Genomic DNA, 25856 nt, shown 5'->3' on the forward strand with positions numbered 1-25856 from the left:
ATGATTGAGCCACTGCTCCAACTGACCGGCATCACCCGCAGTTTCACCGCCGGCGACCGCGAATTTCTCGCGCTGAAAAACATCAACCTGACGATCAATGCCGGAGAAATGGTCGCGATTATCGGCGCTTCCGGCTCCGGCAAATCTACCTTGATGAACATCCTCGGTTGCCTCGATTACGCCACCGCCGGCAGCTACAGGATCAACGGCCAGGAAACCCGCGATCTGGACAATCAGGCCCTGGCCGAGCTGCGTCGTGATTACTTTGGTTTCATCTTCCAGCGTTACCACTTGCTGCCGCATCTGAGCGCGATGCACAACGTCGAGATGCCGGCGATTTACGCCGGGACGCCGCAGCTTCAGCGTCATGCCCGCGCCCGCGAGTTGTTGGCGCGACTGGGTCTGGAAGGCCATTTAACGCATCGGCCGAGCCAGCTCTCTGGCGGTCAGCAGCAGCGCGTAAGTATCGCCCGGGCCTTGATGAACGGCGGCGAAGTGATCCTCGCCGACGAACCGACCGGCGCTCTCGACACGGCCAGCGGCAAAGAGGTGATGCGCATCCTGCTGGAGCTGCACGCAGCGGGGCACACGGTGATTCTGGTCACCCACGATCCGAAAGTGGCGGCCAACGCCGAGCGCATCATCGAAGTCAGCGACGGCGAAATCCTCAGCGACCGTGCCAACGAACGCGACACCACGCACCTGCTCAGCGAAGAACCAGTGGCCCCGAAAGCCACCGCCTCACGGCGCCTTGTCGCCAGTCTCGGGCTGTTCAAAGAGGCGTTTGCCATGGCGTGGGTGGCGTTGATTTCCCATCGCATGCGCACCTTGCTGACCATGCTCGGCATCGTCATTGGCATCACCTCGGTGGTGTCGATTTCGGCGGTCGGGGAGGGCGCGAAGAATTACGTGCTCAAGGACATCGCCGCCATTGGCAGCAACACCATCGATGTCTATCCGGGCAGCAGTTATGGTGACAAACGTGCCGCCGCCATCGAAACCCTGACACCGGCCGACGTCACTGCGCTGAATCAGCTGTATTACGTCGACAGCGCCACGCCGATGATCGGCCGCAGCCTGTTGTTGCGTTATCGCAATATCGACCTCGACGCCCAGGTCAACGGTGTCAGCGATCAGTACTTCAAGGTGCGCGGGATCAAAATGGCCGCCGGTATTGCGTTCAGTGAAAGCGATGCGCGGCGGCAGGCGCAGGTGGTGGTTATCGATCACAACACTCGGCAGCGTCTGTTCGGCCAGGATGTCGATCCGTTGGGTCAGGTGATCCTGATCGGCAACCTGCCGTGCACAGTGATCGGCGTGGCTGCCGAAGATAAAAGCCTGTTTGCCTCGGGCAAGACCCTCAACGTCTGGGTGCCCTACGAAACCGCCGCCGGGCGGGTGTTGGGCCAACGTTATCTGGACAGCATCAGCGTGCGCATGAAGGACGGCCAACCAAGCAAAGTGGTGGAACAGCACGTCACCCAACTGCTGCTGCAACGCCACGGCACCAAGGACTTCTTCACCAACAACCTCGACAGCGTCTTGCAGACCGTGCAGAAAACCAGCCGCTCGCTGGCGTTGCTGCTGTCGCTGATTGCGGTGATTTCTTTGGTGGTCGGCGGTATCGGGGTGATGAACATCATGCTGGTGTCGGTGACCGAGCGTACCCGCGAGATCGGTATTCGCATGGCGGTCGGGGCACGGCAGTCGGACATTCGTCAGCAGTTTCTGGTGGAGGCGGTGATGGTGTGCCTGTTGGGCGGGGCGATCGGCATTTCCCTGTCGTATGCGATCGGGCATTTGTTTTCGGTGTTTATCAAGGAGTGGGAGATGGTGTTCTCGCTGGCGTCGGTGTTGACGGCGGTGGTGTGCTCGACGTTGATCGGGGTGGTGTTTGGCTTTGTGCCGGCGCGCAATGCTTCACGGCTTGATCCGATTGAGGCGTTAGCGCGGGATTAAAAGCGGCCCTCATCAAACCTGTTGGGGCATTGCTCAGGTCGTGATGTTGGGGGAATTGGCGGTGAATCAGGCTTTGGTGCGCGTCGCGGGATTGCCCTCACCCTAACCCTCTCCCAGAGGGAGAGGGGACTGACTGCAGTGTTTGCTGGAGATACGCCGACGTGGGATACCGAGTCGAACTCAGGTTTTGAACAGCACGAAGATTGGCTCCCAAGCCGAGCTCGGTTTCGAACTCAACCAAAATCGGCTCCCTTTCTCCCTCGCCCCCTTGGGGGAGAGGGCTGGGGTGAGGGGGTAGCGATCCAGAGCCGTGCACAAAAACCACCTCTGTCACGCCGCACTCGACGCCGACGCCTCCAACGGCGAATACATCCAGCGCATCAACGAATGCCGCCCGCTGATGCCCAACTTGATCGCCGCGCGTTTCAGATAACTCTCTACGGTGTTGACCTTCAACGCCAATTGCTCCGCCAGTTCCGGCGCCGTGCGGCCGGCGAGCAGGCCGACGCAGACTTCGGTTTCGCGGTTGGACAGGCTTAGCCCCAGTTGCTCCAGGCGCTCGTCAAAGCGCAGGCGCAAGGTTTCCAGGCCGCTGCCTTCGGCTGCTTCGGACGGGGTTTGCGGTTCAAGGGTGGCCGGTTGCAGGGCGTTGATGTGTTTTTCCACCATCGGCAGCAGCACCGGGGAGATGTCCTGCAACAGGCTGCGTTCCTGCGCGGAGAAGCGCTGCGACTCGCCGTTGCGGTACACCGAAATCACGTAGCGGTAGCCGTCCTTGCGCCGGGTCAGGTGCAGTTGCGAGGCGTCCGCGCTGGTCGCGGCCGGCGGATTCTGTAAGTGGTGGGCCGCCGCACTGTGTTCGGAAAACACCGTTTCGGCGAGCAGGGCCGGCTCTTTCAGTGGCTCCGGCTCACTGCGGCTCGACGCGCGGCTCACCGGTTCGACACGCATCTGCCGGATGTGCGTGGCGTCTACCGCCAGTTGCGTCAGGATCAGGTCATGCAGCATGCGCGGAAAGTGCCGGCTGCCGGTGCTGGCGATGACCTTGCCGATGTGGGGGAACAAGTGTGAATTCATATGCGTGTCATCCCTGAGAGGCGTTAATTCAAAAACATCTGCCGCACTGTCGACGATCTCCTTGGTCGACGAAATACCGCAGACTTGGATCCTATCCTAGTACAACGTTTGAGCGACTGTTTAATGAAGGTGTTATTAGCTAATAACCCTGATTTTACTGGCTTAAAGGTCACCGCGCGGAAAACTCCTTCGCCGATTGTCCTGTTGAAGTTGACGGTGAAACGCGTTTCAACCGATTTATCCCTTTTCGATGCGTCAGTAACCTGTACACAACTTGAACGCAACAACAACTTCCAACATTGAAAAGGGACGCCCACCATGACCACTCCAACCTACAACCGCCTCAACAAAGACGACGCTATCGTGCTGCTGGTAGACCACCAGACCGGTCTGATCTCTCTGGTGCAGGACTTCTCGCCAAACGAGTTCAAGAACAACGTGCTGGCCCTGGCCGATCTGGCCAAGTTCTTCGAACTGCCGACCATCCTCACCACCAGTTTCGAACAAGGCCCGAACGGCCCGCTGGTGCCAGAGCTGAAAGAGATGTTCCCGGATGCGCCGTACATCGCCCGTCCAGGCCAGATCAACGCCTGGGACAACGAAGATTTTGTGAAGGCGATCAAAGCCACCGGCCGCAAGCAGATCATCATTGCCGGTGTGGTGACGGATGTGTGCGTAGCGTTCCCGACCTTGTCGGCGCTGGCAGAAGGGTTTGATGTGTTTGTAGTGACCGACGCTTCCGGCACTTTCAACACCACAGTGCAACAGGCTGCATGGAGTCGCATGACCCAGGCCGGTGCGCAGATGATGAACTGGTTCTCGGTAGCCTGTGAGCTGCACCGCGACTGGCGCAACGATATTGAAGGCTTGGGCAATCTGCTGTCGCAGCGCATCCCCAACTACCGCAACCTGATGAACAGCTACTCGGCGCTGACCGCTCAGCAGAAGTAAGCCGACGTGCTGCAAACGAAAAGCCTGCCCTGAAAAGCAGGCTTTTGGCGTGTCTGCACTTTAAAGCGCTGGCAGCGTTGCGATGGCGTTACTTCAGGTTATGGCTGAAGAACTCGGTCAATTTGGCGAAGGGAATCAGGTTGACCCGGTCGTACAAGTCGACATGGCCGGCCCCTGGAATGATCAGCAGCTCTTTGGGTTCGGCCGCGCGCTGGTACGCGTCTTCACTGAACTCGCGGGAGTGCGCCTGAGCACCGGCGATGAACAGCAGCGGGCGGGGGGAGATGCTCTCGATGTCATTGAACGGGTAGAAGTTCATGAACTTCACATTGCTGATCAGCGTCGGCATGGTGGTGGTCTGCGGCGAAGCACCGGCCGGAGTGACCTGGCCACGCGGGGTGCGGTAGAAATCGTAGAACTCGTCCCCCACGGCATTACCGGTGAGTTTGAGCGGTGTGCCGCCGGTGTAGCGGACCGGGCCGCCCCAGGACTGCGCGTCACGCTGCTGCGCCGCCTGTTCAATGATGGATTGGCGTTGCGCGGGCGTGAGCGAATGCTTGAGGCCGTTACGGTTGGCGGCGCCCATGTCGTACATGCTGACGGTGGCAATCGCCTTCAAACGTGGGTCGATCTTGGCGGCACTGATGGCGAAGCTGCCGCTGCCGCAAATACCGATAACGCCGATTCGCTCGCGATCGACCAGTGGGCGAGTGCCGAGAAAGTCCACCGCCGCGCTGAAGTCCTCGGCATAAATGTCCGGCGCAACCGACTGGCGTGGCAGGCCTTCGCTTTCGCCCCAGAAGGACAAGTCGAACGACAGCGTGACGAAACCCTGTTCCGCCATTTTGGTCGCGTAGAGATTGGCGCTTTGCTCTTTCACTGCGCCCATCGGGTGGCCGACGATGATCGCGGCATTTTTTGACTGTGGGTCAAGGTTCTTCAGGCTGAACAGATTGCCTGCGACCTTCATTCCGTACTGGTTCTTGAAGGTGACCTTTTCCACGGTCACTTTATCGCTGGTGTAGAAGTTGTCTGCGCCGTTCGACATATCGGCTCCCATGGCTGAAAAAGTACTGAAGAGCAGCCCGAAGGCCAAGCAAAAACCTTTCACTGGAATGTCCTTGCGATTGAGGGTTTATTCGTCTGAGCCTGTGCACGAACATTCTCTCGATCAGCGCCTCGGCGCCGAAGTGCATTCCTCTGGATTGTTTGCCTGATCCACTGAATCTGGATTGTTAACGCCGCGCAAACACGATAGGGCGGCGATGAGAGGTCAGGGACGGGATATGGATTACGCTGAGGGTTCAGTGCTGGCCTCGACCACCCCGGTTTTAGTCTGACGGCTACTACGCTGGGTTTCCGGAACCCCGATCCCAAGCAACACAACCGCCACCGCCGCAATACCCGCCAGCGTCAGAAACGCCGCGCTGTAACCGGCCTCCTGCACAACGAGTCCGGCGAGGCCGTTGCTCAGCGCCGCGCCGAGTCCGAAGGCTGTCGTCAGTGCGCCGAGGCTGATGTTGAAGTGGCCGGTGCCTTGGGTGAGGTCTTTAACCATGATCGGAAACAACGCGCCGAACAGACCCGCGCCGACGCCGTCGAGCAATTGCACCGCGACCAGCCAATAGGCATCGTCCGACAGCGTGTAGAGCACGCCGCGCAAGGGCAGGATCAGGAATCCGGCCAGCAGCAGCGGTTTGCGTCCCCACAGATCGGCTTTCGCCCCGACCAGTAATGCCGCCGGCACCATCACCAGTTGCGCCGCGACGATGCAGGCCGAGGTGAGCGGAGTGGCCATCTGCAAATTGGCTTGCGCGAGTTTTTGGCTCACCAGCGGCAACATTGCCGCATTGGCGAGGTGGAACAGCGCACAGCAAATGGCGAACAGCAACAGCGACCGGTTGCCCAGCAGCACCGATAAACCGGAAGGCTGGCGGTGGCTGGCATCGGCGGGGTCCAGTCCGCGCGCCAGATCATGGTCGATGGCTGCTGGAGAAACGCAGGCGATGGCAATGACACTGGCCAAAGCCATGGCCGCCATCAAATAGAACACCGCCACCGGGCCGAACAGATAGGCGAACACACCGGCCAGCAGAGCGGCGCAGGCATTGCCGGCATGATTGAAGGTTTCGTTGCGCCCGGTTCGCCGAGTGAACGCCCGTGGCCCGGTCATACCCAGGGTAATCGCACAAATGGCCGGGGCGAATATCGACGCCGCCATTGCGCTCAAGGTTTGGGTCAGAGCCACCCACGTGAACGACGTCACGAACGGCAGCACCAGGCAGCTTCCGGTCACCACCAGCGCGGCGATCGCAATCAACGCACGTTTGCGCCGGCTGTTGTCGACCCAGGCGCCGGCGGGTGTCTGGGTGATCAGCGCGGCGACCCCGGCGATGGTCATTACCAGACCAATGCTCGCCGGTTCCCAGTGATGCACCGCCAACAGATAGATGGCCAGATAGGGGCCGAGGCCGTCGCGCACGTCGGCGAGGAAAAAGTTCAGGCTGTCCAGGGACAGGTTATTGCGGCGATCGAGGTCAGCGGCCACGGCGGTGTCTTCAATATTGGAGGTCTGCGGATGGATTCAACCTCAGCAAGCCTAATGACCTGCGGCCGTGAATATAAGTTGCAGGCCACCGCCGCGACGTTGCGAAACAACGCCAAAGTCCTGAAAACGACGTTCCGTCACGCGGTTGCTGCGCGTTCAACGCACTGCTTGTATCCTTGCGCCGGTCGAGGACATACGACTGCTGTTATTGCCTTGAATCAGTAACGGCCGGAACGGGAAACCGGACTTTCCATAAGGTGCTTTCGTGAAGCGTGATACCCACCTCGTCATTCTCTTGCTGCTGGTCATCGGCTGCTCTCTGGCGTCGTTGACCATCTGGAAAGTGCTGTCTTCGCGCGAGCGCGCGCTGGAGGAAGTCAACGTGCACGGGTTGAACCTGACCCAGGCACTGGAGACCTATTCCGAAGGCATTGTCCGGCAAAGTTCGCTGCTGTTGCTCGGGTTGGTCGAGCGCCTGGAAACCGAAGGCAGTGGCCCCGCGCAGATCCAGCGCCTGAGTGCGCTGATTGACCGCCAGCAACCGCTGATGCCACAACTGAGCGGTATCACCATCTATGACCGCGAAGGTCATTGGCTGATGTCGTCGAACCGGCCGATTCCGGTGGGTGCCAGCAGCATTGATCGGGCCTATTTCATTCATCATCGCGATGATCCGAGCCGCGACCCCTTTATCGGGCCGCCCATCCGCAGCCGTTCCAATCAGGAATGGGTGATCACCGTCAGCCGCCGTTTCAATGATGACCGCGGCGAGTTCGCCGGGGTCGTGGCCGTGACCCTGGGTGTGGAAAACTTTCTGCGCCTGTTCGGCAAACTCGACATCGGTCAGGAGGGCGCCATCGGCTTGTCCTATACCGACGGCACGTTGCTGGTGCGCTACCCGTTCCGCGAGCAGGACATGGGCCGCAATTTTTCCAAGTCGCTGCTCTACGCCAAGTACCTGGTCGAGCAATCGGTGGGTACCGCGTCTTATACCTCCAGCCTGGATGGCGTCGAACGCCTCTACGCCTTCCGCAAAAGTGAAAAGTTGCCGCTGATCACCACGGTCGCCATCGGCAAGCATGAAGCGCTGACGGCGTGGCGAACCGAGGCTTTGCTGTCGGCGGTGGTGGTGGCGGGGCTGCTGGGGCTAACCGGGCTGATCGGCTGGTTCCTGATCCTCGACATCCGGCGCCGAACCCAGGTGGAAGGAGAACTGCGCATCGCTCAGCAACAGTTGCTCGGCTCCAATAGGCAACTGGAACTGTTGGCCATGAAGGATGCGCTGACGGGGCTGGCTAATCGGCGCTGCTTCGATGAAACCCTGGCGACAGAGGCGCGGCGGGCACAGCGCGACGGCTCTTCGCTGGCGTTGCTGATGATCGATATCGACTATTTCAAACGGTTCAATGATGCGTTCGGGCACGTTGCCGGTGACGCCTGCCTGCAAACCGTCGGTCACGTGCTGGATGAGTGTGTGCGGCGACCGTCGGACCTGGTGGCGCGCTACGGCGGCGAAGAGTTCGCGGTGATCATGCCCGACACCGATATTGATGGGGCGGCCGTGGTGGCGCAGCTGATGATTGAGCGCTTGCAGCAAGCCAACATCGCTCACCCGAGCAGTCCGTTGGCCCGGGTGAGCCTGAGCATCGGTATTGCCGCTGCGCGTGGCCCGCAGCTGGAGCCGGTGCAGGCGCTGATCAAGTGCGCCGATCAGGCGCTGTATCAAGCAAAGACAGCCGGGCGCAACCGGTTGATGAAATCCGCTGCGTAACCCTCATTCGATGTCGATGGACAGCAGGCCACCGACCCGTGACACCAGAGTGTCGACGGCAAACGGTTTGGTCAGCACCTGCATGCCCGGGCCGAGCTGACCGTTGCCGAGCACTGAGTTTTCCGCGTACCCGGTGATGAACAAGGTCTTGAGCTTCGGCCTGATTTCCCGGCCCGCGTCGGCCATCTGCCGGCCGTTCATGCCGCCCGGCAAGCCGACATCGGTGATCAGCAGATCGATGTGCGCGCTGGAGCGCAACACTTCCAGTCCCTCAACGCTGTCGCTCGCTTCGAACAGGTTGTAGCCGAGGTCGTTCAGCACGTCTTTGAGCAGCGTGCGAACGGTGGGTTCGTCGTCGACAATCAGTATGGTCTCGCCGGCCTTTGCCTGCAGCGGGGCCGAGCGTTGCGCGTCGTCGTGATTGCGCTGCGTTTCGCCGCGGTAGCGCGGCAGGTAAATGCAGATGATGGTGCCTTGCCCCACAGTCGATTGCACCCGCACCTGCCCGCCGGATTGCTTGGTGAAGCCGTAGATCATCGACAGTCCCAGGCCCGTGCCCTGGCCCAGCGGTTTGGTGGTGAAAAACGGGTCGAAGGCCTTGGCTATGACTTCCGCACTCATGCCGGTACCGGTGTCGGCGACCGACAGGCACAGGTATTGCCCTTCGGGCATCTCCCTGATGCGCGCCGATTCAGCATCGAGGGTTCGATTGGCGGTTTCGACGGTGATGGTGCCGCCATCGGGCATCGCATCGCGGGCGTTGATGCACAGGTTGAGCAGGGCGTTTTCCAGTTGACTGGCATCGACCAGCGTCGGCCACAGATCGGCGGCGGCGACCGTCTTCAGGCGAATGCTCGGGCCGACGGTGCGCTGGATCAGTTCGGTCATGCCGGCAATCAGCGCGTTGATTTCGGTCGGCCGTGGATCGAGGGTCTGCCGGCGGGAGAACGCCAGCAGGCGATGGGTCAGGGCGGTGGCGCGTTTGGCCGCGTCCTGGGCGATCAGCATGTATTTGTCGATGTCCTCCAGGCGACCTTGGGCGATGCGTTTTTCCATCAGTTCCAGAGAGGCGCAAATCCCTGCCAGCAGGTTGTTGAAGTCATGGGCCAGACCGCCAGTGAGTTGCCCGACCGCTTCCATTTTCTGCGATTGGCGCAACTTTTCTTCGGCCTGCATCAGTTCTGCGGTACGCGCCGAGACCCGCTGTTCCAAGGTGTCGTTGAGCGCTTTTAAAGCGGCGGTGACCCGGTCGCGTTCGTCTTCGACATTGCGCCGCTCTTCGACATCGATCAGCACACCGGGAAAGCGCAAAGGCGTGCCGTCTCCGGCGCATTCGACGCGTCCGTTGGCTTCGATCCAGGTGAATTTGCCATCCGCGCCGCGCACTCGATATTGGTGCGAATACGCCCCGCCACGGGCAATGGCTTCATTGATTGCCGCTGTGAGCCCGTCGCGGTCATCGGGATGCACGCTCTTCACCACTTGCTCCAGGCTCAGACCGTCACGGCCCAGCGCCGGGTCGAGGTTGAAGACCCGCGCGAAGGCTTCATCGACGTAGAAGCGATCGGTGGGCAAGTGCCAGTGCCAGGTGCCGATAATGGCGCCGGCGGCGAGGGCCAGTTGGACCCGTTCGATGTTTTCCCGAGCGATCGCCTCGCTGTTGCGCAAGCGCTCTTGTGCGTCGCGGCGCTCGGTGACGTCGCTGAAGAAAATCGCGATCTGCCGATCGGCCGGGTCGCCGACGCGGACGGCGCGCACATCGAACCAGCGTTCGAAGGTGTTGGCGTAGTTTTCGAAGTTGGCCGGCTCGCCGGTTTTGGCGACGTGGCCGTAGGTCTCGAACCAGAATTTTTCCAGGTTGGGCGCAAACTCGGTGACCCATTTGCCCCGCAGGTTGACCCCGGCCTGCCGTTCGAACGCCGGGTTGGCCTCGACAAAGTAGTAATCGATGGGGTGGTCGTCGGCGTCGAATTTCACTTTGACGATGGCGAACGCGGCTTCGATGGTTTCCAGAATGGTGCTGAAGCGCTCTTCACTTTGGCGCAGTGCGGTTTCGGCACTGCGCGAACGGGTCAGGTCGAGCATCGCACCGATCATGCGTTCGGCCTGGCCATCGGCATTGCGAATCAGGTGGCCGCGATCAAGCACTTCGGCCCAGGAACCATCCTGACAGCGGAAGCGGTACTCGGCACTCCAGGTCGTGCCTGCGCCGTCGATTGCCGAGCGAATCGAAGTCTCTACCCGTGCGCGATCCTGCGGGTGGATCTGCGCAAAGCGCCAGTCAATCGTCGGGTCGATGGCCGCCGGGGCATAGCCGTACGCGTGTTGCAGCGCGTCGTTCCAGACAATCTGATTGGTCGTCAGGTCCCAGTCCCAGACGGCGTCGCAGGTCGCCTTGACGGCCAGGCGCAGACGCGTGACCTCGGACTCAAGCTCCTCGCGAGTAAGCTGTTTCAGGATATCCACCCCTCATGCCTTGGATTATTGGTCTGCGTTCAATAGGCGTGTTTCAAGCGAACACCCAGGTTGCTTCTTAAGCGTTGTGAGGCATTGACCCGGGACGGCCGGTTTAAGTTGCACGCGGACCAGCGGCGCAGGCGTTTTCATAACGATTGGCCGTTATCCAGTGCGTCGAGCAAGTGTTGGCCGCGTTGCCACAGTGCCTGTTGCTTGTCTGGCGACATGCGATCGAGGTTTTTGTACATCATCGCCATGCGCTGATTGCCGCGCAGAAGCTCGCCGTGGCGCATGAGGAAATGCCAGTACAAGGCGTTGAACGGGCAGGCGTTGTCAGCCGTGGTTTCGCGCACCGAGTAAGCACAGTCGCGACAATAGTCGGACATCCGGTTGATGTACTGGCCGCTGGCGCAATAAGGCTTGGACCCGAGGTAACCGCCATCGGCGTGCATGACCATACCGAGGGTGTTGGGCAGCTCGACCCAATCGAACGCGTCCATGTAAATCGCCAGATACCATTCACAGATCTGCTTCGGTGCGATGCCAGCGAGCAGGGCGAAATTGCCGGTGACCATCAGGCGCTGGATGTGATGCGCGTAGGCGTGTTTGAGGCTTTGGCCGATGGCCTGGCGCATGCAATTCATGTTGGTTGCGCCGGTCCAGTAGAACTCCGGCAGCGGCCGCTGGTTGGCAAATGCATTGCCCTCGGCGTACTCGGGCATGTGCAGCCAGTAAACGCCACGGACATATTCGCGCCAGCCGATCAGTTGGCGGATGAAACCTTCGGCCGCATTCAGCGCGATGCTGCCGGACCAGTAGGCCGACTCCACATCAGCGCAGAGCTGGCGCAGGTCGAGCAGGCCGATGTTCAGCGCCGCGCTGATGCGCGCATGGAACAGAAACGGCTCGCCGCTGGCCATGGCGTCCTGATAATCGCCGAACCCGGCCAGGGCGTAATCGAGAAAGTACGCCCAGAGCGCCTGGGCATCGGCGTGTGTCACCGGATAGTTGAAATCATCCAGACTGCCGTAGTGACTGGCGAAGCGTTGTTTGACCAGGGCGAGGACTTCGAGGGTGATTGCATCGTTGGTAAAACCGGCCGGGTAGGGCGCTTTGACGGTTTTCGGCAAGGCTTTGCGATTGTCGGCGTCAAAGTTCCACGCGCCGCCGACGGGCGTGCCGTCACCGTTGAGCAACAGGCGACTTTTGCGGCGCATCTCGCGGTAGAAGAACTCCATGCGCAACTGCTTTTTGCCTGCGGCCCAGGCGCGAAACTCATCGCGGCTGCACAGGAAGCGGCCGTCGGCGTGCCAGTGGATCGGCACACCACAGTCCTTGAGCGATTGCTCCAGGCGCCAGTCTCCGCACTCCGTCACATGCAACTCGCTGGCCTGCAACAAAGCTTGCCAGCGCTTTAACTCGCCGGGCACCGAGCCGCTGTTCTGCGGGTCGTCGAGGGCCACGTAATGCACGTGGATGCCCTGGCTTTCCAGCGCCTGAGCGAAGTGACGCATGGCGCTGAAAATCAGCGCGATCTTCTGCGGATGATGGGCGACATGGGTGGCTTCTTCCATGACCTCGACCATCAGCACACAGTCGTGTTCCCTATCCAGACCGGCCAATGACGCCAGATCAAAAGAGAGCTGGTCACCCAGTACCAGGCACAGTCGACGGGTTTCGTTCATTTCACGAATTCAACGTAATGAGCAGCAGGCTGCTGAGTGGACGTTTAAGTATCAAGTCCAGATAGTTGTACAGATTGTAGTCTGTGTATAGGTTTTTTGTAGGAGGGATTGCGCAGTTCAGAGCGATTGCGAGGCGCGCTTGATGAACGCTCCCGCTGTTGCGGGAGCGCCTTACGCTGTCAGGAAGGATTTAGCCGGGATAAACGGGGTAGTCGGTATAGCCGTCGGCGTTGCCGCCATACACCGTCGCCGGGTTCAGTGCATTCAACGGCCAGTCATTGGCAATGCGCGCCGGCAGATCCGGGTTGGCCATGAACGGACGGCCGAAAGCGACCAGATCGGCCAGCCCGGAATCGAGCAATTGCGCCCCGGATTCCGCGGTGTAGCGCCCGGCGTAAATGATCGCGCCACTGAAGGTCTCGCGCACGGCCTGACGAAACGTCAACGGCATCGCCGGGGCGTTGTCCCAATCGGCTTCGGCGATCGACAGATAGGCGATGCCCACGTCCTGCAGTACTTTGATCGCTTCGATGTAAGTCGTGTGCGGGTCTTCCTCGACCATGCCCAAGTACGTGCGCGCTTCGTCGGTAGTGGTGAACAGCGGGGCGAAACGCACACCGACTTTTTCCTTGCCGATGCATTCGGCAACACCGGCGACCACTTCGCGCAGAAAACGCAGGCGATTGTCCAGCGAGCCGCCGTACTGATCGTCGCGCAGGTTGCTGTGGGCGGAGATGAACTGGTTGACCAGATAACCGTTGGCGCAATGCAATTCGATGCCGTCGAAGCCGGCGTCCATGGCGTTGCGCGCGGCCTGGATATACAGCTGCACCAGTTCCTGCACTTCATCGGTGCTCAGTGCGCGCGGTGCCGACGGGGTGACCAGTTCACCGGCGCCGGGCGCGGTTTCGATAAACACGCTGACGCGGTCGGTGGCCAAGGCGGAGGCTGAAACCGGAGCTGCGCCGTCGGGCTGCAGAGCGGTATGCGAGACACGGCCAACGTGCCACAACTGGGCGAAAATCACCCCGTCCACGGCATGCACGGCCTCAGTGACTTTGCGCCATCCGGCGATTTGTTCCGGCGTATGAATGCCCGGCGTCCACGCGTAACCCTGGCCACGGGGTTCGATCTGCGTGCCTTCGGTGACCAGCAGGCCGGCGCCGGCGCGCTGTTGGTAATACTCGGCCATCAGCTCATTGGCGATGTTGCCCGGCTGGGTGCTGCGCTGGCGGGTCAGGGGCGGCAGGACGATACGGTTTTTCAGGGTGTGGTGACCCAGTTTGGCGGGGGTGAAGAAACTGCTGTGGTTCATGGATGACCTTGTTCGTGGCTTATTAGACCAGTCGTCTATTGGTTGGGCGAAAAAATAACGCCGGGCAAGACGCACCCGGCGTTTGGAAGGGTTGTGCGAGGGTTTAGCCGAGCATCTTCAGCAATTTCTCGGCGACGGCGGCGGAGCTGGCTGGATTCTGGCCAGTGACCAGTTGCCCGTCGGCGACCACATGAACCTGCCAGTCAGCGACTTTCGAGTAATGACCGCCGAGGCGCTGGAACTCGTCCTCGATCAGGAACGGCACCACGTCCGTCAGGCCGACAGCGGCTTCTTCGGAATTGGTGAAACCGGTGACTTCGCGATGCTGCACCAACGGTTTGCCGTCAGCGGTGAGGACATGGCGCAATACGCCAGGCGCATGGCAGACAAAACCGTGGGGCTTGTTGGCGCGGTCGAACGCTTCGATCAACGCGATCGAGTGCTTGTCTTCGGCCAGATCCCACAGAGGGCCATGGCCACCCGGATAAAACACGGCATCGAAACCCTCAGCGCTGACGTCGGCCAGGCGACCGGTGTTGGCCAGTGCCTGTTGTGCGGCCGGGTCCTGCCGAAAGCGATCGGTCTCGGCGGTCTGCGCATCGGGTTCATCGCTTTTCGGGTCCAGCGGCGGCTGGCCACCGGCTGGGGAAACCAGGGTGATCTCGGCGCCGGCGTCTTTGAAGGCGTAGTAGGGCGCGGCGAACTCTTCCAGCCAGAAGCCGGTTTTCTTGCCGGTGTCGCCGAGTTGATCGTGGGAAGTCAGAACCATCAAGATTTTCATAGAGCACCTTGCGTAGGTCGGGTGTCTTCGATTGGGCGAAACATTCGCGCATCGGCCACACCGGGCGGAAAACGGTTGTCGGGGCGCAGCATAGATTCCAATTAGACCAGTCGTCTAGCAATTTTTATCCTGGGGTTTTTCATCGACAGGTATGGCAAACTTCCGTTCCTCCGAAAATACGACTGGTCTATTGCCTGGTAATTCGCGCCCCATGAAACCGACCTATGACGACACCCGCCAACATTTGCTCGACACCGGCCACCGGATGATGGCCGAGAAGGGCTTCACCAGTGTCGGCCTCAACGAGATCCTGCAAACCGCCGGTGTGCCCAAGGGTTCGTTCTATCACTACTTCAAATCCAAAGAACTTTACGGCCAGGCATTGCTGGCGGATTACTTCGTTGACTACCTCGCCGACATGGAGCGGCGCCTGACGCTACCAGGCCTGAGCGCCTACGAGCGGTTGATGGATTACTGGCAGGGCTGGCAGAACCGCTGCACCCTCGAGGGCCATGGCGATGAGTGTCTGGTGGTGAAACTCAGCGCCGAAGTCGCCGACTTGTCGGAGTCGATGCGCCTCACCTTGCGCGATGGCGCCGAGCAAGTGGTGGCGCGCATTGCCCTGTGCATCGAGCAGGGCCAGGCTGAAAAAAGCCTGCCCGAGGGCGATGCCTGGCATCTGGCGGAAACCCTTTATCAGCTGTGGTTGGGCGCCAGTTTGCTGAACAAGCTGCAGCGTACCGGGCAATCCCTGGATACTTCGATGGCAATGACGAAACAGCTTTTGCACGTTTGACCAAGGTTTTTTGTGCGATGCAATGGATGACATGCGTACTGGCACGCGGTCGGCTTAAACATACGAATGGGAATAAGTTTCAATAACGGAACGCTTGGTATACCATCGCCGCGTTTTGCTGGCGGTTTTACCCTTCGTTCTGGCCTATTCGTAAGGTTTTCATTTCATGCGTCGTACTCTGCTTTCAATTTGCGTGCTGCAGGCGTTGTCTTCTTCCTCATGGGCCGAACAGGCCGATTCGACATCTTCAGCGCTAGAGCTGGAGGCGACCGACGTGGTCGGTACAGCGGATTACGAACGGGCCGACGGCCCGGTGCAGGGTTACCGCGCCACACGTTCCGCCAGTGCTACCCGTACCGACACCTCGATTCATGAAACACCGCAATCGATCAGCGTCGTCACCAAGGATGCTGTCGAAGACCTCGGCGCCACGCGCCTGCAAGATGCACTCGACTACGCCGGCGGTGTGGGCCGGGCGAACAACTTCGGCGGCCAGGGACTGACGACGTTCACTGTGCGGGGATTCACCACCGGCGAGTTCTACCGTAACGGTTTCCCGATCAATCGCGGCTACCCGAACATGCCCGACGCCAACACCATCGAGCGTCTGGAAGTGTTGCGCGGGCCGGCAACCATGCTCTATGGCCGTGGCGATCCCGGCGGTACCTTCAATGTCGTGTCCAAGCAGCCGTTGGCCGAGCGCACGGTCACGTTGGGCAGTCAGTTGAATGATCAAGGCATGAAGCGCGGCACTCTGGACGCTTCCGGACCGCTGGATGAAGAGGGACGCCTGGCCTATCGATTGAACGTGGTGGGTGAGGGCGGTGATACCTTCCGCGATCACGTCGAGACCGAGCGCTACGGCATCACGCCAGTGCTGACCTGGCAGGCCAGCGATGCCACCCGGGTGATCTTCGAAGGTGATTTCATGCGCAACAATCATCCGCTGGATCGCGGTGTGACGCGTTACCCCAAGCAGATTGGCACCGCATCGAGGGATACCTTCTTCGGCGAGAAAGACGCCGGCAAATTGCACAACGACAACAACATGGCGCAACTGCGCTTCGAACATTTGCTCAATGATGACTGGACGCTGGGCGGCGGGTTCCAGTGGCTCGACGGCTCGCTGCAGGGCAATGCGATCGAGGCCAATGGCATTGCCGCTGACGGTCGCACCCTGGGACGCAACTTCAACTACCGCAAACTGGAATGGACCGACAAGGACACGCAGCTCAATCTGACCGGGCATTTCAGCACTGGTGGTTTGCAGCACACCTTGTTGACCGGTATTGAGTATGAAGATTATGACTACAAGTCGATCATTCAACGCTCCAGCGGCGCGGTCGGCGCCTACCCGATCGACATCTTCGATCCGGTGTACGGTCAGCCGCGTCCGGCACTGACGCGCACGCCAACCCACGACAAGGAAAACCTCAAGACTTACGCCGCGTTTGTACAGGATCAGGTCGCGTTGACCGAGCGTCTGAAGGTCTTGGCCGGCGCACGTTTTGAGCGTTTCGAGCACGACTATGAAACCTATGTGCCGGGCGGCAAAAACTGGCAGGCCAGTGACAACGCGGTGACCCCGCGCATCGGCGTGACCTACGACCTGACCGAGACCCTGGCGATCTACGCCGACACCGCGCGCTCGTTCAAGCCCAACACCGGCGCGAGCCGCACGGGCGGAGGCTTCGCACCGGAGAAAGGCAAGTCTTACGAAATGGGCATCAAGTGGGAAGCGCTGGACCATCAGTTGAGCGTGGATGCCGCGATCTATCAGATCGAAAAGCGCAATGTGCTGACCACCGACCCGGTTGACTCGACCTTCAACGTCGCCGCCGGAGAAGTGCGCAGCCGTGGTTTCGACCTGAACGTCGCCGGCAACCTGACACCCGAGTGGCGGGTGATCGGCGGCTACGCCTACGTCGATGCCGAGGTGACCAAGGACAATGTGATCCGCTCTGGCACGCGCCTGATGAACATTCCGCAAAACAGCTTCAGCCTGCTCAACGTCTACGAGTTTCAGGATGGTGCACTGAAAGGCCTGGGCCTGGGCACTGGACTCAAGTACGTCGACGAGCGTGCCGGGCAAACCGCCAATACCGCGTTCTCGATGGACAGCTACACCGTGGTCGACCTGCTCGGCTTCTATAAGGTCAACGAGAAGGTGCGGCTCAACCTTGACCTGAAAAACCTGTTTGATCGCGATTATGAGGAGGGCGCGTTCGGTAACGTTTACGCCTATCCGGGCGCACCAAGAACCGTGCAGGTCGGCATTTCCTACACGTTGTAGGGCAAGTTCGACGCTGCAACGGCGGCCCCTCACCCCAGCCCTCCCGAAACGTCGGACCGCCCGGAGGGAGAGGGAGCCGACCGAGGTGTCTTGTGTTATGCATTGACCTGACAGATCGCGTCGATTACGGGTTCACCTCGTAGTGCTTGGCGGTATTGGATTCACCGGCGCTATTGCATTTCGGCGTTCATCGCCAATATCCCCCAATCGGTCCCCTCTCCTGAGGGAGAGGGCTAGGGTGAGGGCAGCTGCTTCGGAACATGCTCCTTAGTGAGCTGGTGCTCGAACGCAGGATGCACGAGGCACGCAGTTTCCTGCTCAACAGCGCGCGCTCGGTGGGCGAGGTGGCGCGATTGTGGTCGATAGAGATTGTCCTTTTTGAGTTGACGGATAAACGCTTTTCAGCCGATTTATCCCGTTCCTGTGCGTCAGTAATCTGTACCCAACTTGAACGCAACAACAACTTCAAAAACTCAAAAGGGAAGCAAATCATGACCACTCCAACCTACAACCGCCTCAACAAAGACGACGCTATCGTGCTGCTGGTTGACCACCAGACTGGTCTGATCTCTCTGGTGCAGGACTTCTCGCCAAACGAGTTCAAGAACAACGTGCTGGCCCTGGCGGATCTGGCCAAGTTCTTCGAACTGCCGACCATCCTCACCACCAGTTTCGAACAAGGCCCGAACGGCCCGCTGGTGCCAGAGCTGAAAGAGATGTTCCCGGACGCGCCGTACATCGCTCGTCCAGGCCAGATCAACGCCTGGGATAACGAAGATTTTGTGAAGGCGATCAAAGCCACCGGCCGCAAGCAGATCATCATTGCCGGTGTGGTAACGGATGTGTGCGTAGCGTTCCCGACCTTGTCGGCGCTGGCAGAAGGGTTTGAGGTGTTTGTGGTGACCGACGCTTCCGGCACTTTCAACACCACAGTGCAACAGGCTGCATGGAGTCGCATGACCCAGGCCGGTGCGCAGATGATGAACTGGTTCTCGGTGGCCTGTGAGCTGCACCGCGACTGGCGCAACGATATTGAAGGCTTGGGCAATCTGTTGTCGCAGCGCATCCCCAACTACCGCAACCTGATGAACAGCTACTCGGCGCTGACCGCTCAGCAGAAGTAAGCCTGCGCGATCCGGACAAAAGCCTGCCCTGAAAAGCAGGCTTTTGTTTGTTGTGAAGCCAGAACCCGGATTTCAACAGCTACGCCAAGGAGCGCGTTGATCATTCAAGGGGCATTGCTCGATACGCTTTATAAAGTCGCTGGACCTCAGGATCATCCAGGCTCTTATACGTAATCCCTTCCTTGTCGAGTCCGTCCAGACCCTTTATCCCGCCAATCATTGCCGGCCATTCATCGCGACTGGAGATGTCGATGACGAAGGGGGTCAGATAATCGTCCAGATGGCCTTTGAAAGGATCTCGAATCTCGTCGGCAAGTGCTCGCAAGTAATCGTCTTTATTGGTTTTTGACCTGTCAATGGCGAACCGGGTCCGATAGCTCAATTCCATGTAGATGAGCAGGATTGTGCGGCCATTGCCATCCAGAAATGGGTGGGCGGACGCCAACTGGCCCATTACTTCGCCGGGACGCTGACGAAAGCGTTTTTTATTTGCTGCGAGTTCAAAGGCGTATTCGACGGATCTTTTGATCAGGCCAGGACGTTCGAATATCGTGTGATGCGGATCATCTTTGGAGCCTTTGAAAACTGCGAGGTGGGGGACCAGTGCATTTCTGTCTTTTCCCGCCCACGGATAAAAACCGGAAAACAGGATTTCGTGAGTCTTGAGGACAGCTTTGTAGTCGATGGTTTTTTTCTTGGCGAGATAAGCAAGGGCATCTTCGATACTGGCTTCGAAGGAGAGGTGTTCGGACTCTTTGACTTCAAGAGGGTCTTTCAGTTTGAGCGAGTTTTGAAGATAACCTTCAGTCTCGAAATCGCCGAAGGGGTCGAAAGTCATGCGCTAAGCTGCCTCTTGCAACGCCTTTTTTCTTGAAGGTAGCGTCCTTGCAGGGCCATGATTTCTGCTTTGTTCAGTACACCTTTACGCTTGAGATTGACGAGCAATTGCTCAATGCCATCCAGCTCGACAGCATCACCTGCCAGGCGAGTAATGGTCGCTGCCATGCAGCTCATGCTGTCACGCTCAGCGGTAACCTTATGCTTTTGGGCGAGTTTGCGGACTTCGCTCGCAACGCCGCCAGTGGCTGAACCCGTCATATGAACCCCTCGTTTTCTCTTTCGAAGCATAGCATGGCGCCGGCCCTGTAGATTTTCCAGCAGCGCCCGGCTGTCAGCGCGAACAACTCCTTTTCCGGTTGATGGCGAACGCCTTTCAACCGATTTAACCCTTGTGCCGCGTTACGCCTGCGCCCACTCATCACGAAACTGCAGCAGAAAATCGACAAACGCCCGCACCCGTTGCGGCACATAGCGGCCGTGCGGGTACAGCAAGGTGTAAGGTCGCGAGCGCCCGGCGTACGGCTGGAGCACTTCGACGAGGCTGCCATCGGCCAGTTCTTTTTCGACAATGAATTTATAGGTCTGAAAGACCCCGGCACCATGTTTGGCCAGTGTGACGCCACCCAGAACATCGTCGGAGCAGGAGTAGCCGCCGTCGGAAATCACTTCACGGTTCTCGCCGTTTTCCTGAAATAGCCAGGAGATCCGCCGCCCGCTGCTGGGCAGTTCGAACTGAATGCATTCGTGTTGCAGCAGATCTTCCAGCGTCTTCGGTGTGCCAGCCTTTTTCAGGTACTCGGGAGACGCAACCACCACCAGTTTTGCATCTTCCAGCAGGCGCGCAACCATGGTCGAATCCGGTTGGGCGCGGACGCGGATTGCCAGATCGTAGCCTTCGCCGACGAAGTCGATATTGCGGTTGCCCAAGTGGATGTCGACAGTCACGTCAGGATAGAGCGCACGGAATTTTGGCAGCAGCGGCAGGATGCGGTGATGGCCGTAAGTGGTGGGGAGGCTGATGCGCAACTGACCGGACGGTGAGGTCTGTGCGCCCATGACTTCCTGTTGCGCTTCGACCAGTTGGGTCAGGGCCTGGCTGCACTGCAGGAAAAAGTTTCTGCCGGCCTCGGTCAAGCGAATGCTGCGGGTGGTGCGGGCAAACAGGCGTGAACCCAAACGCTTTTCCAGACGCAGAATCGACCGGCTCACGGCGGCCGGTGTAACGCCTGCAAGCAGAGCCGCAGCGGTGAAACTGCCGGCTTCAGCGGCGAGGCAAAACAGTTCGATACTGCCTAATTGCAAATCATCAAAGTGGCGCTTCATGTGAGTACACCGGGAATCGACTGACGGTCCATGCTCAGGGTTATCTCATGAAGCGACACCGCCGGTACACACCGGCGGCGCAGCAGGGCTTTATCAATGGCCAGCGCTCTGACCACCGTCGACATGGAGGATTTCGCCGGTGACGAAGTTCGCGCTGTCCAGGTAAAGGATCGCTTGCACGATGTCGTCGATTTCACCCATGTGGCCCACCGGGTGCAGGCTGCCGAGGGCGGCGTGCGTCTCTTCGCCGTGCATCGGCGTTTTGATGATGCCGGGCGATACCGCATTGACCCGAATGCCGCGCTTGGCGTACTCGATGGCGAGGGATTTGGTCGCCGCGTTGATGCCACCCTTGGTCAGCGATGCGAGCACCGATGGAACGCCGTCAATCGCGTGATCAACCAGACTGGTGGTGACGCTGACGATATGGCCGCTGGCGTTTTTTTCCATTTCGGCAATCGCCAGTTGCGAGATGTGGAAGAAGCCGCTCATGTTGGTCGCCACCACTTGTGCGTAGTCTTCGTTGCTGTATTCGGTGAAAGGCTTGGCGACGAATATCCCGGCATTGTTCACCAGCGTATCGATACGGCCGAAGCGTGCGACGGCTTCGCGAATCACGCGCTCGGCGGTCTGCGGGTCGGCGATGTCACCGGCGACGGCGAGAATGTCCGGGTCAGTGGACGGTTTGATCGAACGCGAGGTCGCCACAACCTGATAGCCGCGCTCGCGGAAACCTTTGACCAGGCCTGCGCCAATGCCTTGCGAGGCGCCGGTAATCACAACAACTTTCTTGGACGTGCTCATGATGTTTCCTCATGCAATCTGGATGGTTTGAATAAACGGATTTCGAAGGTCAGGCGTGAGCCGCAACCTGTGCTGCCTGACGTAACGCTTGCTCGTAATAAGCAACGGATTGGGAACCGGGGATGACCTGTTTGTCGTCGATCACCATGGCCGGAACCGAGTCGATGCCGCGCTGCTGGTAAAACCGTTCCAGTTCGCGCACGGCCTGGCTGAACTCAGCGTTGGCCAGAACCTCTCGCGCACGCTGACTGTCGAGGCCGACTGCGCCTGCCAGCGTCACCAGCGTGGCGTGGTCATTCGGGTTCTTGCCGTCAGTGAAGTAAGCCTTGAGCAACGCCTGCTTCAACTCACGCTGACGTCCTTGGGTGGCGGCCCAGAACAGCAGTCGATGGGCGTCGAAGGTGTTGTGGAAATGGCTGCGTTTTTCCAGGTCGAAGTGAAAGCCGATCTGCTCACCGCGCTCGATGATCATCGCGTTGCGGTCCGCCACTTGCTCGGCAGTGCGTCCGTATTTGCGCATCATGTGCTCGATGGCGTGTTCACCTTCGGCGGACATGTCCGGATTCAGTTCGAACGGTTTGTAGGTCAGCTCCACGTCGACTTCGCCTGCCAGATTCTCGATTGCCTGCTCCAGCGCGGTGACGCCCAAAGCACACCAAGGGCAAACGACGTCCGAGACGAAATCGATTTTCACGGCCCGGCTCATGACTGCGAGTCCGCCAATTGTTGGCGATATTCGGTGGTGGTGATGCCGGCATAACCCCAGTTATCGGTGTCGACTTCCTCGATCACGATGTGGGTGAGTTTCGGATCCTTGTGCAGAACCCGCTCCATCGTTTCGGTGATTTCCTTGATGACCTGAGCTTTTTGCTCACGGGTCACGCCGTCACGGGTGATACGTACGCTGATGAAAGGCATGTGAGGACTCTCCAGTCGCTGGCCCGTCGGAATGATGGGCGGCTGTTGGAGAGAACTCTAAGAGGCAGGCAGGAATTGATAAATGGGGCTTGAGGTACATCATTTGTGATGTGATGTATCAAATGGCGGCGTAGAGATTCACCTGATCTCGGCGCCAAACGCTGGCGCTCAGGCCAGCAGCTCGCTAATCCAGCGGGTCTGTCGAGTAAGGTCGTGAAGTTTTTGCTCGGGCAGGTTGTGCTGCGTGCGGGCGAGATGGTTCAGCGTGTTTTGCTTGTGGCGAAGTCTGTGCTGCCACTTGGTCAGGAACGCGGGGCTGCGGGTCTGCAGATGCAAAGGGCCGAAGTACAGTTCCTGATCGGAATAACTCACCGCTTCGGCGCGTTCGGCGACGATGATTTCGTAGTCGAAGCGGTTTTCCCGCAGCACTTCTTCACTGAGGATGCGGTAGCTGTTTTCCATCAACCACTGGCGCAACGGCTGTTCGCCGCCATTGGGTTGCAGGATCAAACGTTCCTGGCCGCTAAGGTGAGCCTTGCCGCTGTCAAGGATGTCGCGGATGGTTTCGCCGCCCATGCCGCAGACGCTGACGGCGGTGATGCGGTCGCAGGCTTTGATTGCCGCCAGGCCATCCGCCAGGCGCACGCTGATGTGCTGTTGCAGATCATTTTCGCGCACAGTGCGCGAGGCCGCGTGGAACGGCGTCGACGCCACTTCACCCGTCACAGCTGAGGTGATCAGGCCACGGCGCATCAGCGCCACCGGCAAATAGCCGTGATCCGAGCCGATATCCGCCAGCCGGGCACCGGCAGGCACGTGGGCAGCCACGCGCTCGAGGCGCATGGACAATGTCTGTTCGTTCAACGGCAACCCCTTGATGGCAGGCAAAGGGGTGCGACTCTGGCGAGCAACGCCGGGCCTGTCAAATCCCGGCGACGGAATTCAATGGCCCATTGGCCGCGCTTAATGGCCAATGGGCGCTGAGGTTTAGCCGGCCAACGTTGCGTTATCGATCACGAAACGATACTTCACGTCACCCTTGAGCATGCGCTCGTAGGCATCGTTGATCTGGTCGGCGCGGATCAGTTCGATGTCGGAGACGATGCCGTGCTCGGCGCAGAAGTCGAGCATCTCCTGGGTTTCAGGGATGCCGCCGATCATCGAACCGGCAATCGTGCGGCGCTTCATGATCAGGTTGAATACGTTCGGCGACGGATGCGAGGTGGCCGGCGCACCGACCAGGGTCAAGGCACCATCGCGCTTGAGCAGTACGAGGAACGCATCGAGATCGTGCGGCGCGGCGACGGTGTTGAGGATCAGGTCGAAACTCTTGGCGTGGGCGGTCATTTCTTCGGCATTGCGCGACACCACCACTTCATCGGCGCCCAAGGCTTTGGCCGCTTCGCGTTTGGATTCGGAGGTGGTGAACGCAACAACATGGGCGCCCAGGGCGTGGGCCAGTTTGATGCCCATGTGGCCAAGGCCACCGATGCCGACCACGCCGACTTTCTTGCCGGGGCCGGCGTTCCAGTGGCGCAGCGGCGAGTAAGTGGTGATGCCGGCACACAGCAGCGGTGCGACGGCGGCCAGTTGCGCTTCGGGATGTCGGATGCGCAGGACGTAGCGTTCATGCACAACGATGTTTTGCGAGTAGCCGCCCAGCGTCCAGCCCGGTGCATCCGGGGTCGGGAAGTTGTAGGTGCCGATCATGCCGTCGCAGTAGTTTTCCAGGCCGCTTTCGCAGTCAGCGCAGTGTTTGCAACTGTCGACGATGCAACCGACGCCGACCAGATCACCGACCTTGTAGTCCGCAACATGTGCGCCGACCGCTGAAACGCGACCGACGATTTCGTGCCCAGGTACGCACGGGAATTGCGTGCCGGCCCATTCCGCGCGCACCTGGTGCAGGTCGGAATGGCAAATGCCACAGAACGCGATATCGATCTGCACATCATGGGCGGCCGGCGCGCGGCGGTTGATCTGCATCGGCTCTAGGGGTTTGTCACCCGCGTGGGCACCGTAGGCTTGTACAAGCATGGGAACATCCTCGATCGGTTTGTCGTAGTGACATTCTTTCTGTTTCAGCGCTGCGGGCAGTAGTGCATTCCTGTGCAATCCTTGCCTGATTCTGTGCGTTGTTGTGACATTGCGCGGACAGACGCTCGTGATTTTTGCAGGTAATCTCCCGGTTCACTGACGACAACAAAATCAAAACAGGAGTCATTGATGCAACCAATCCGTCTCGGTCTGGTGGGCTACGGCAAGATCGCCCAGGATCAACACGTTCCGGCAATCCTCGCCAATCCCGCTTTTCACCTGGTCTCCGTCGCCACCCAAGGCAAACCCTGCGCGGGCGTGGAGAATTTCCAGTCCTTGAGTGAATTGCTGGAAAACGGTCCGCCGGTGGATGCGATTGCCTTCTGCACGCCACCGCAAGGGCGCTTTGCGTTGGTGCAGCAAGCGCTGGCCGCTGGCAAACACGTGCTGGTGGAAAAACCGCCGTGCGCCACGTTGGGCGAGGCGCTGGCCTTGGTCGATCAGGCCGCCGGGCAGGGCGTCAGCGCCTTGTTTGCCTGGCACTCCCGCTACGCACCCGGTATCGAAGCCGCCCGCGACTGGCTCGCCACGCGCACCCTGCAAAGCGTACAGATCGACTGGAAAGAAGACGTGCGCAAATGGCACCCCGGTCAGACCTGGATCTGGCAGCCCGGCGGCCTCGGCGTGTTCGATCCGGGCATCAATGCCTTGTCGATCGTCACTCATCTGCTGGCGCTGCCGTTGTTTGTCGAATCCGCGGAACTGCGCGTGCCGAGCAACTGCCAGTCACCGATTGCCGCGTCGATCAAAATGTCCGACCCGCGCAGCCTCGATGTACGCGCGGAGTTTGATTTTGACCATGGGCATGATGAACTGTGGAGTATCGAGATTCGTTGCGCTGAAGGCGTGTTGCGCCTGGATAACGGTGGTGCGCTGTTGAGTATTGACGGTGTGCGCCAGAAGGTGTCGGAGGAGGGTGAGTACGCGGCGGTGTATCGGCATTTTCAGCAGCTGATTGGCGACAAGGCCAGTGACCTGGATGTGCAGCCGTTGCGCTTGGTGGCGGACAGTTTCTTTGTGGGGAGTCGGGTGTTGGTTAAGGCGTTTTACGACTAGTGCACCTTCAGCACTCACCGCTGCACACAACGAAAAGCCTGCTCTGAAAAGCAGGCTTTTC

At 59.7% G+C, this 25856-nt stretch carries 22 protein-coding genes; 7 read left to right on the plus strand and 15 right to left on the minus strand.

Annotated elements, in window-relative coordinates; translation table 11 throughout:
• The gene (locus QZR14_RS19135) at positions 1 to 1959 is read left to right on the plus strand and encodes a MacB family efflux pump subunit (RefSeq protein WP_311997415.1); all 1959 of its coding nucleotides are present in this window, start codon (positions 1 to 3) and stop codon (positions 1957 to 1959) included.
• Between the two features lie 330 nt (positions 1960 to 2289).
• On the opposite strand, the gene QZR14_RS19140 is transcribed toward QZR14_RS19135, so the two are convergent.
• Positions 2290 to 3036: a response regulator transcription factor gene (locus QZR14_RS19140; protein ID WP_250604622.1), complete on the minus strand. Its 747-nt coding sequence runs from the start codon at positions 3034 to 3036 to the stop codon at positions 2290 to 2292.
• Positions 3037 to 3354: 318 nt separating this feature from the next.
• Here QZR14_RS19140 and ycaC (QZR14_RS19145) point away from each other — a divergent pair, with 318 nt between their 5' ends.
• Positions 3355 to 3987: an isochorismate family cysteine hydrolase YcaC gene (gene ycaC, locus QZR14_RS19145; RefSeq protein ID WP_007916011.1), complete on the plus strand. Its 633-nt coding sequence runs from the start codon at positions 3355 to 3357 to the stop codon at positions 3985 to 3987.
• An 88-nt stretch (positions 3988 to 4075) separates the two neighbouring features.
• On the opposite strand, the gene QZR14_RS19150 is transcribed toward ycaC (QZR14_RS19145), so the two are convergent.
• Positions 4076 to 5098: an alpha/beta hydrolase gene (locus QZR14_RS19150; protein ID WP_250604624.1), complete on the minus strand. Its 1023-nt coding sequence runs from the start codon at positions 5096 to 5098 to the stop codon at positions 4076 to 4078.
• 180 nt (positions 5099 to 5278) lie between these two features.
• Positions 5279 to 6535 (minus strand): MFS transporter, encoded by a 1257-nt coding sequence (locus tag QZR14_RS19155; RefSeq protein WP_311997416.1) that lies wholly within the window; start codon positions 6533 to 6535, stop codon positions 5279 to 5281.
• A 265-nt stretch (positions 6536 to 6800) separates the two neighbouring features.
• Between QZR14_RS19155 and QZR14_RS19160 the strand changes: the two genes are divergently transcribed.
• Positions 6801 to 8306, plus strand: coding sequence for a GGDEF domain-containing protein (locus QZR14_RS19160; RefSeq protein ID WP_250604628.1), 1506 nt, complete (start codon positions 6801 to 6803; stop codon positions 8304 to 8306).
• Positions 8307 to 8309: 3 nt separating this feature from the next.
• Here the strand turns inward: QZR14_RS19160 and QZR14_RS19165 are convergent, their stop codons facing one another.
• From QZR14_RS19165 to QZR14_RS19180, 4 genes are all read right to left on the minus strand, one after another.
• A complete protein-coding gene (locus tag QZR14_RS19165) occupies positions 8310 to 10772 on the minus strand; it encodes a PAS domain-containing protein (protein ID WP_311997417.1) in 2463 nt (820 codons plus the stop codon).
• Between the two features lie 137 nt (positions 10773 to 10909).
• Positions 10910 to 12448 carry a cryptochrome/photolyase family protein gene (locus QZR14_RS19170; protein WP_311997418.1) on the minus strand — a complete coding sequence of 513 codons (1539 nt, stop codon included), beginning with the start codon at positions 12446 to 12448 and terminating at the stop codon, positions 10910 to 10912.
• A gap of 190 nt (positions 12449 to 12638) precedes the next feature.
• A complete protein-coding gene (locus QZR14_RS19175) occupies positions 12639 to 13763 on the minus strand; it encodes an alkene reductase (RefSeq protein WP_311997419.1) in 1125 nt (374 codons plus the stop codon).
• A 103-nt stretch (positions 13764 to 13866) separates the two neighbouring features.
• Positions 13867 to 14544, minus strand: coding sequence for a type 1 glutamine amidotransferase domain-containing protein (locus QZR14_RS19180; protein ID WP_311997420.1), 678 nt, complete (start codon positions 14542 to 14544; stop codon positions 13867 to 13869).
• 211 nt (positions 14545 to 14755) lie between these two features.
• Here QZR14_RS19180 and QZR14_RS19185 point away from each other — a divergent pair, with 211 nt between their 5' ends.
• The 3 genes from QZR14_RS19185 to ycaC (QZR14_RS19195) all read left to right on the plus strand — a co-directional run bounded on the left by QZR14_RS19185 (position 14756) and on the right by ycaC (QZR14_RS19195) (position 18757).
• Positions 14756 to 15340, plus strand: a complete 585-nt coding sequence (locus QZR14_RS19185) for a TetR/AcrR family transcriptional regulator (RefSeq protein ID WP_311997421.1) — start codon at positions 14756 to 14758, stop codon at positions 15338 to 15340.
• Positions 15341 to 15506: 166 nt separating this feature from the next.
• Positions 15507 to 17633 (plus strand): TonB-dependent siderophore receptor, encoded by a 2127-nt coding sequence (locus QZR14_RS19190; RefSeq protein WP_311997422.1) that lies wholly within the window; start codon positions 15507 to 15509, stop codon positions 17631 to 17633.
• Between the two features lie 491 nt (positions 17634 to 18124).
• Positions 18125 to 18757 (plus strand): isochorismate family cysteine hydrolase YcaC, encoded by a 633-nt coding sequence (gene ycaC, locus QZR14_RS19195; RefSeq protein ID WP_007915995.1) that lies wholly within the window; start codon positions 18125 to 18127, stop codon positions 18755 to 18757.
• 100 nt (positions 18758 to 18857) lie between these two features.
• Here ycaC (QZR14_RS19195) and QZR14_RS19200 read toward each other — a convergent pair whose 3' ends face one another.
• The 8 genes from QZR14_RS19200 to QZR14_RS19235 all read right to left on the minus strand — a co-directional run bounded on the left by QZR14_RS19200 (position 18858) and on the right by QZR14_RS19235 (position 24679).
• Entirely contained in the window at positions 18858 to 19595 is a 738-nt protein-coding gene (locus tag QZR14_RS19200; RefSeq protein WP_311997423.1) for a Fic family protein, read from the minus strand.
• Positions 19592 to 19855 carry a hypothetical protein gene (locus QZR14_RS19205; RefSeq protein ID WP_095126629.1) on the minus strand — a complete coding sequence of 88 codons (264 nt, stop codon included), beginning with the start codon at positions 19853 to 19855 and terminating at the stop codon, positions 19592 to 19594. The genes QZR14_RS19200 and QZR14_RS19205 overlap by 4 nt, the downstream gene beginning before the upstream one ends.
• Before the next feature lie 141 nt (positions 19856 to 19996).
• Positions 19997 to 20920 (minus strand): LysR family transcriptional regulator, encoded by a 924-nt coding sequence (locus tag QZR14_RS19210; protein WP_311997424.1) that lies wholly within the window; start codon positions 20918 to 20920, stop codon positions 19997 to 19999.
• A gap of 93 nt (positions 20921 to 21013) precedes the next feature.
• Positions 21014 to 21724, minus strand: a complete 711-nt coding sequence (locus QZR14_RS19215) for an SDR family NAD(P)-dependent oxidoreductase (protein WP_250604646.1) — start codon at positions 21722 to 21724, stop codon at positions 21014 to 21016.
• 49 nt (positions 21725 to 21773) lie between these two features.
• On the minus strand, positions 21774 to 22430 hold the full coding sequence (locus tag QZR14_RS19220) for a DsbA family oxidoreductase (RefSeq protein ID WP_311997425.1): 657 nt from the start codon (positions 22428 to 22430) through the stop codon (positions 21774 to 21776).
• Positions 22427 to 22642: a tautomerase family protein gene (locus QZR14_RS19225; RefSeq protein WP_007916028.1), complete on the minus strand. Its 216-nt coding sequence runs from the start codon at positions 22640 to 22642 to the stop codon at positions 22427 to 22429. The genes QZR14_RS19220 and QZR14_RS19225 overlap by 4 nt, the downstream gene beginning before the upstream one ends.
• 168 nt (positions 22643 to 22810) lie before the next feature.
• Positions 22811 to 23506 (minus strand): tRNA (adenine(22)-N(1))-methyltransferase, encoded by a 696-nt coding sequence (locus QZR14_RS19230; protein WP_311997426.1) that lies wholly within the window; start codon positions 23504 to 23506, stop codon positions 22811 to 22813.
• Positions 23507 to 23629: 123 nt separating this feature from the next.
• A complete protein-coding gene (locus QZR14_RS19235; protein WP_311997427.1) occupies positions 23630 to 24679 on the minus strand; it encodes an NAD(P)-dependent alcohol dehydrogenase in 1050 nt (349 codons plus the stop codon).
• Between the two features lie 189 nt (positions 24680 to 24868).
• Here QZR14_RS19235 and QZR14_RS19240 point away from each other — a divergent pair, with 189 nt between their 5' ends.
• Positions 24869 to 25795 (plus strand): Gfo/Idh/MocA family protein, encoded by a 927-nt coding sequence (locus QZR14_RS19240; RefSeq protein ID WP_311997428.1) that lies wholly within the window; start codon positions 24869 to 24871, stop codon positions 25793 to 25795.
• Positions 25796 to 25856: the final 61 nt, after the last annotated feature.

Origin of the sequence: Pseudomonas sp. rhizo66 (assembly GCF_031931925.1) — a bacterium.
GTDB lineage: Bacteria > Pseudomonadota > Gammaproteobacteria > Pseudomonadales > Pseudomonadaceae > Aquipseudomonas.

Coding starts and splice junctions, on each gene's coding strand:
- QZR14_RS19135 (WP_311997415.1), top strand. CDS start 1: ATGATTGAGCCACTGCTCCAACTGACCGGCATCACCCGCAGTTTCACC.
- QZR14_RS19140 (WP_250604622.1), bottom strand. CDS start 3,036: ATGAATTCACACTTGTTCCCCCACATCGGCAAGGTCATCGCCAGCACC.
- ycaC (WP_007916011.1), top strand. CDS start 3,355: ATGACCACTCCAACCTACAACCGCCTCAACAAAGACGACGCTATCGTG.
- QZR14_RS19170 (WP_311997418.1), bottom strand. CDS start 12,448: ATGAACGAAACCCGTCGACTGTGCCTGGTACTGGGTGACCAGCTCTCT.
- QZR14_RS19175 (WP_311997419.1), bottom strand. CDS start 13,763: ATGAACCACAGCAGTTTCTTCACCCCCGCCAAACTGGGTCACCACACC.
- QZR14_RS19180 (WP_311997420.1), bottom strand. CDS start 14,544: ATGAAAATCTTGATGGTTCTGACTTCCCACGATCAACTCGGCGACACC.
- QZR14_RS19185 (WP_311997421.1), top strand. CDS start 14,756: ATGAAACCGACCTATGACGACACCCGCCAACATTTGCTCGACACCGGC.
- QZR14_RS19190 (WP_311997422.1), top strand. CDS start 15,507: ATGCGTCGTACTCTGCTTTCAATTTGCGTGCTGCAGGCGTTGTCTTCT.
- ycaC (WP_007915995.1), top strand. CDS start 18,125: ATGACCACTCCAACCTACAACCGCCTCAACAAAGACGACGCTATCGTG.
- QZR14_RS19200 (WP_311997423.1), bottom strand. CDS start 19,595: ATGACTTTCGACCCCTTCGGCGATTTCGAGACTGAAGGTTATCTTCAA.
- QZR14_RS19205 (WP_095126629.1), bottom strand. CDS start 19,855: ATGACGGGTTCAGCCACTGGCGGCGTTGCGAGCGAAGTCCGCAAACTC.
- QZR14_RS19210 (WP_311997424.1), bottom strand. CDS start 20,920: ATGAAGCGCCACTTTGATGATTTGCAATTAGGCAGTATCGAACTGTTT.
- QZR14_RS19215 (WP_250604646.1), bottom strand. CDS start 21,724: ATGAGCACGTCCAAGAAAGTTGTTGTGATTACCGGCGCCTCGCAAGGC.
- QZR14_RS19220 (WP_311997425.1), bottom strand. CDS start 22,430: ATGAGCCGGGCCGTGAAAATCGATTTCGTCTCGGACGTCGTTTGCCCT.
- QZR14_RS19225 (WP_007916028.1), bottom strand. CDS start 22,642: ATGCCTTTCATCAGCGTACGTATCACCCGTGACGGCGTGACCCGTGAG.
- QZR14_RS19235 (WP_311997427.1), bottom strand. CDS start 24,679: ATGCTTGTACAAGCCTACGGTGCCCACGCGGGTGACAAACCCCTAGAG.
- QZR14_RS19240 (WP_311997428.1), top strand. CDS start 24,869: ATGCAACCAATCCGTCTCGGTCTGGTGGGCTACGGCAAGATCGCCCAG.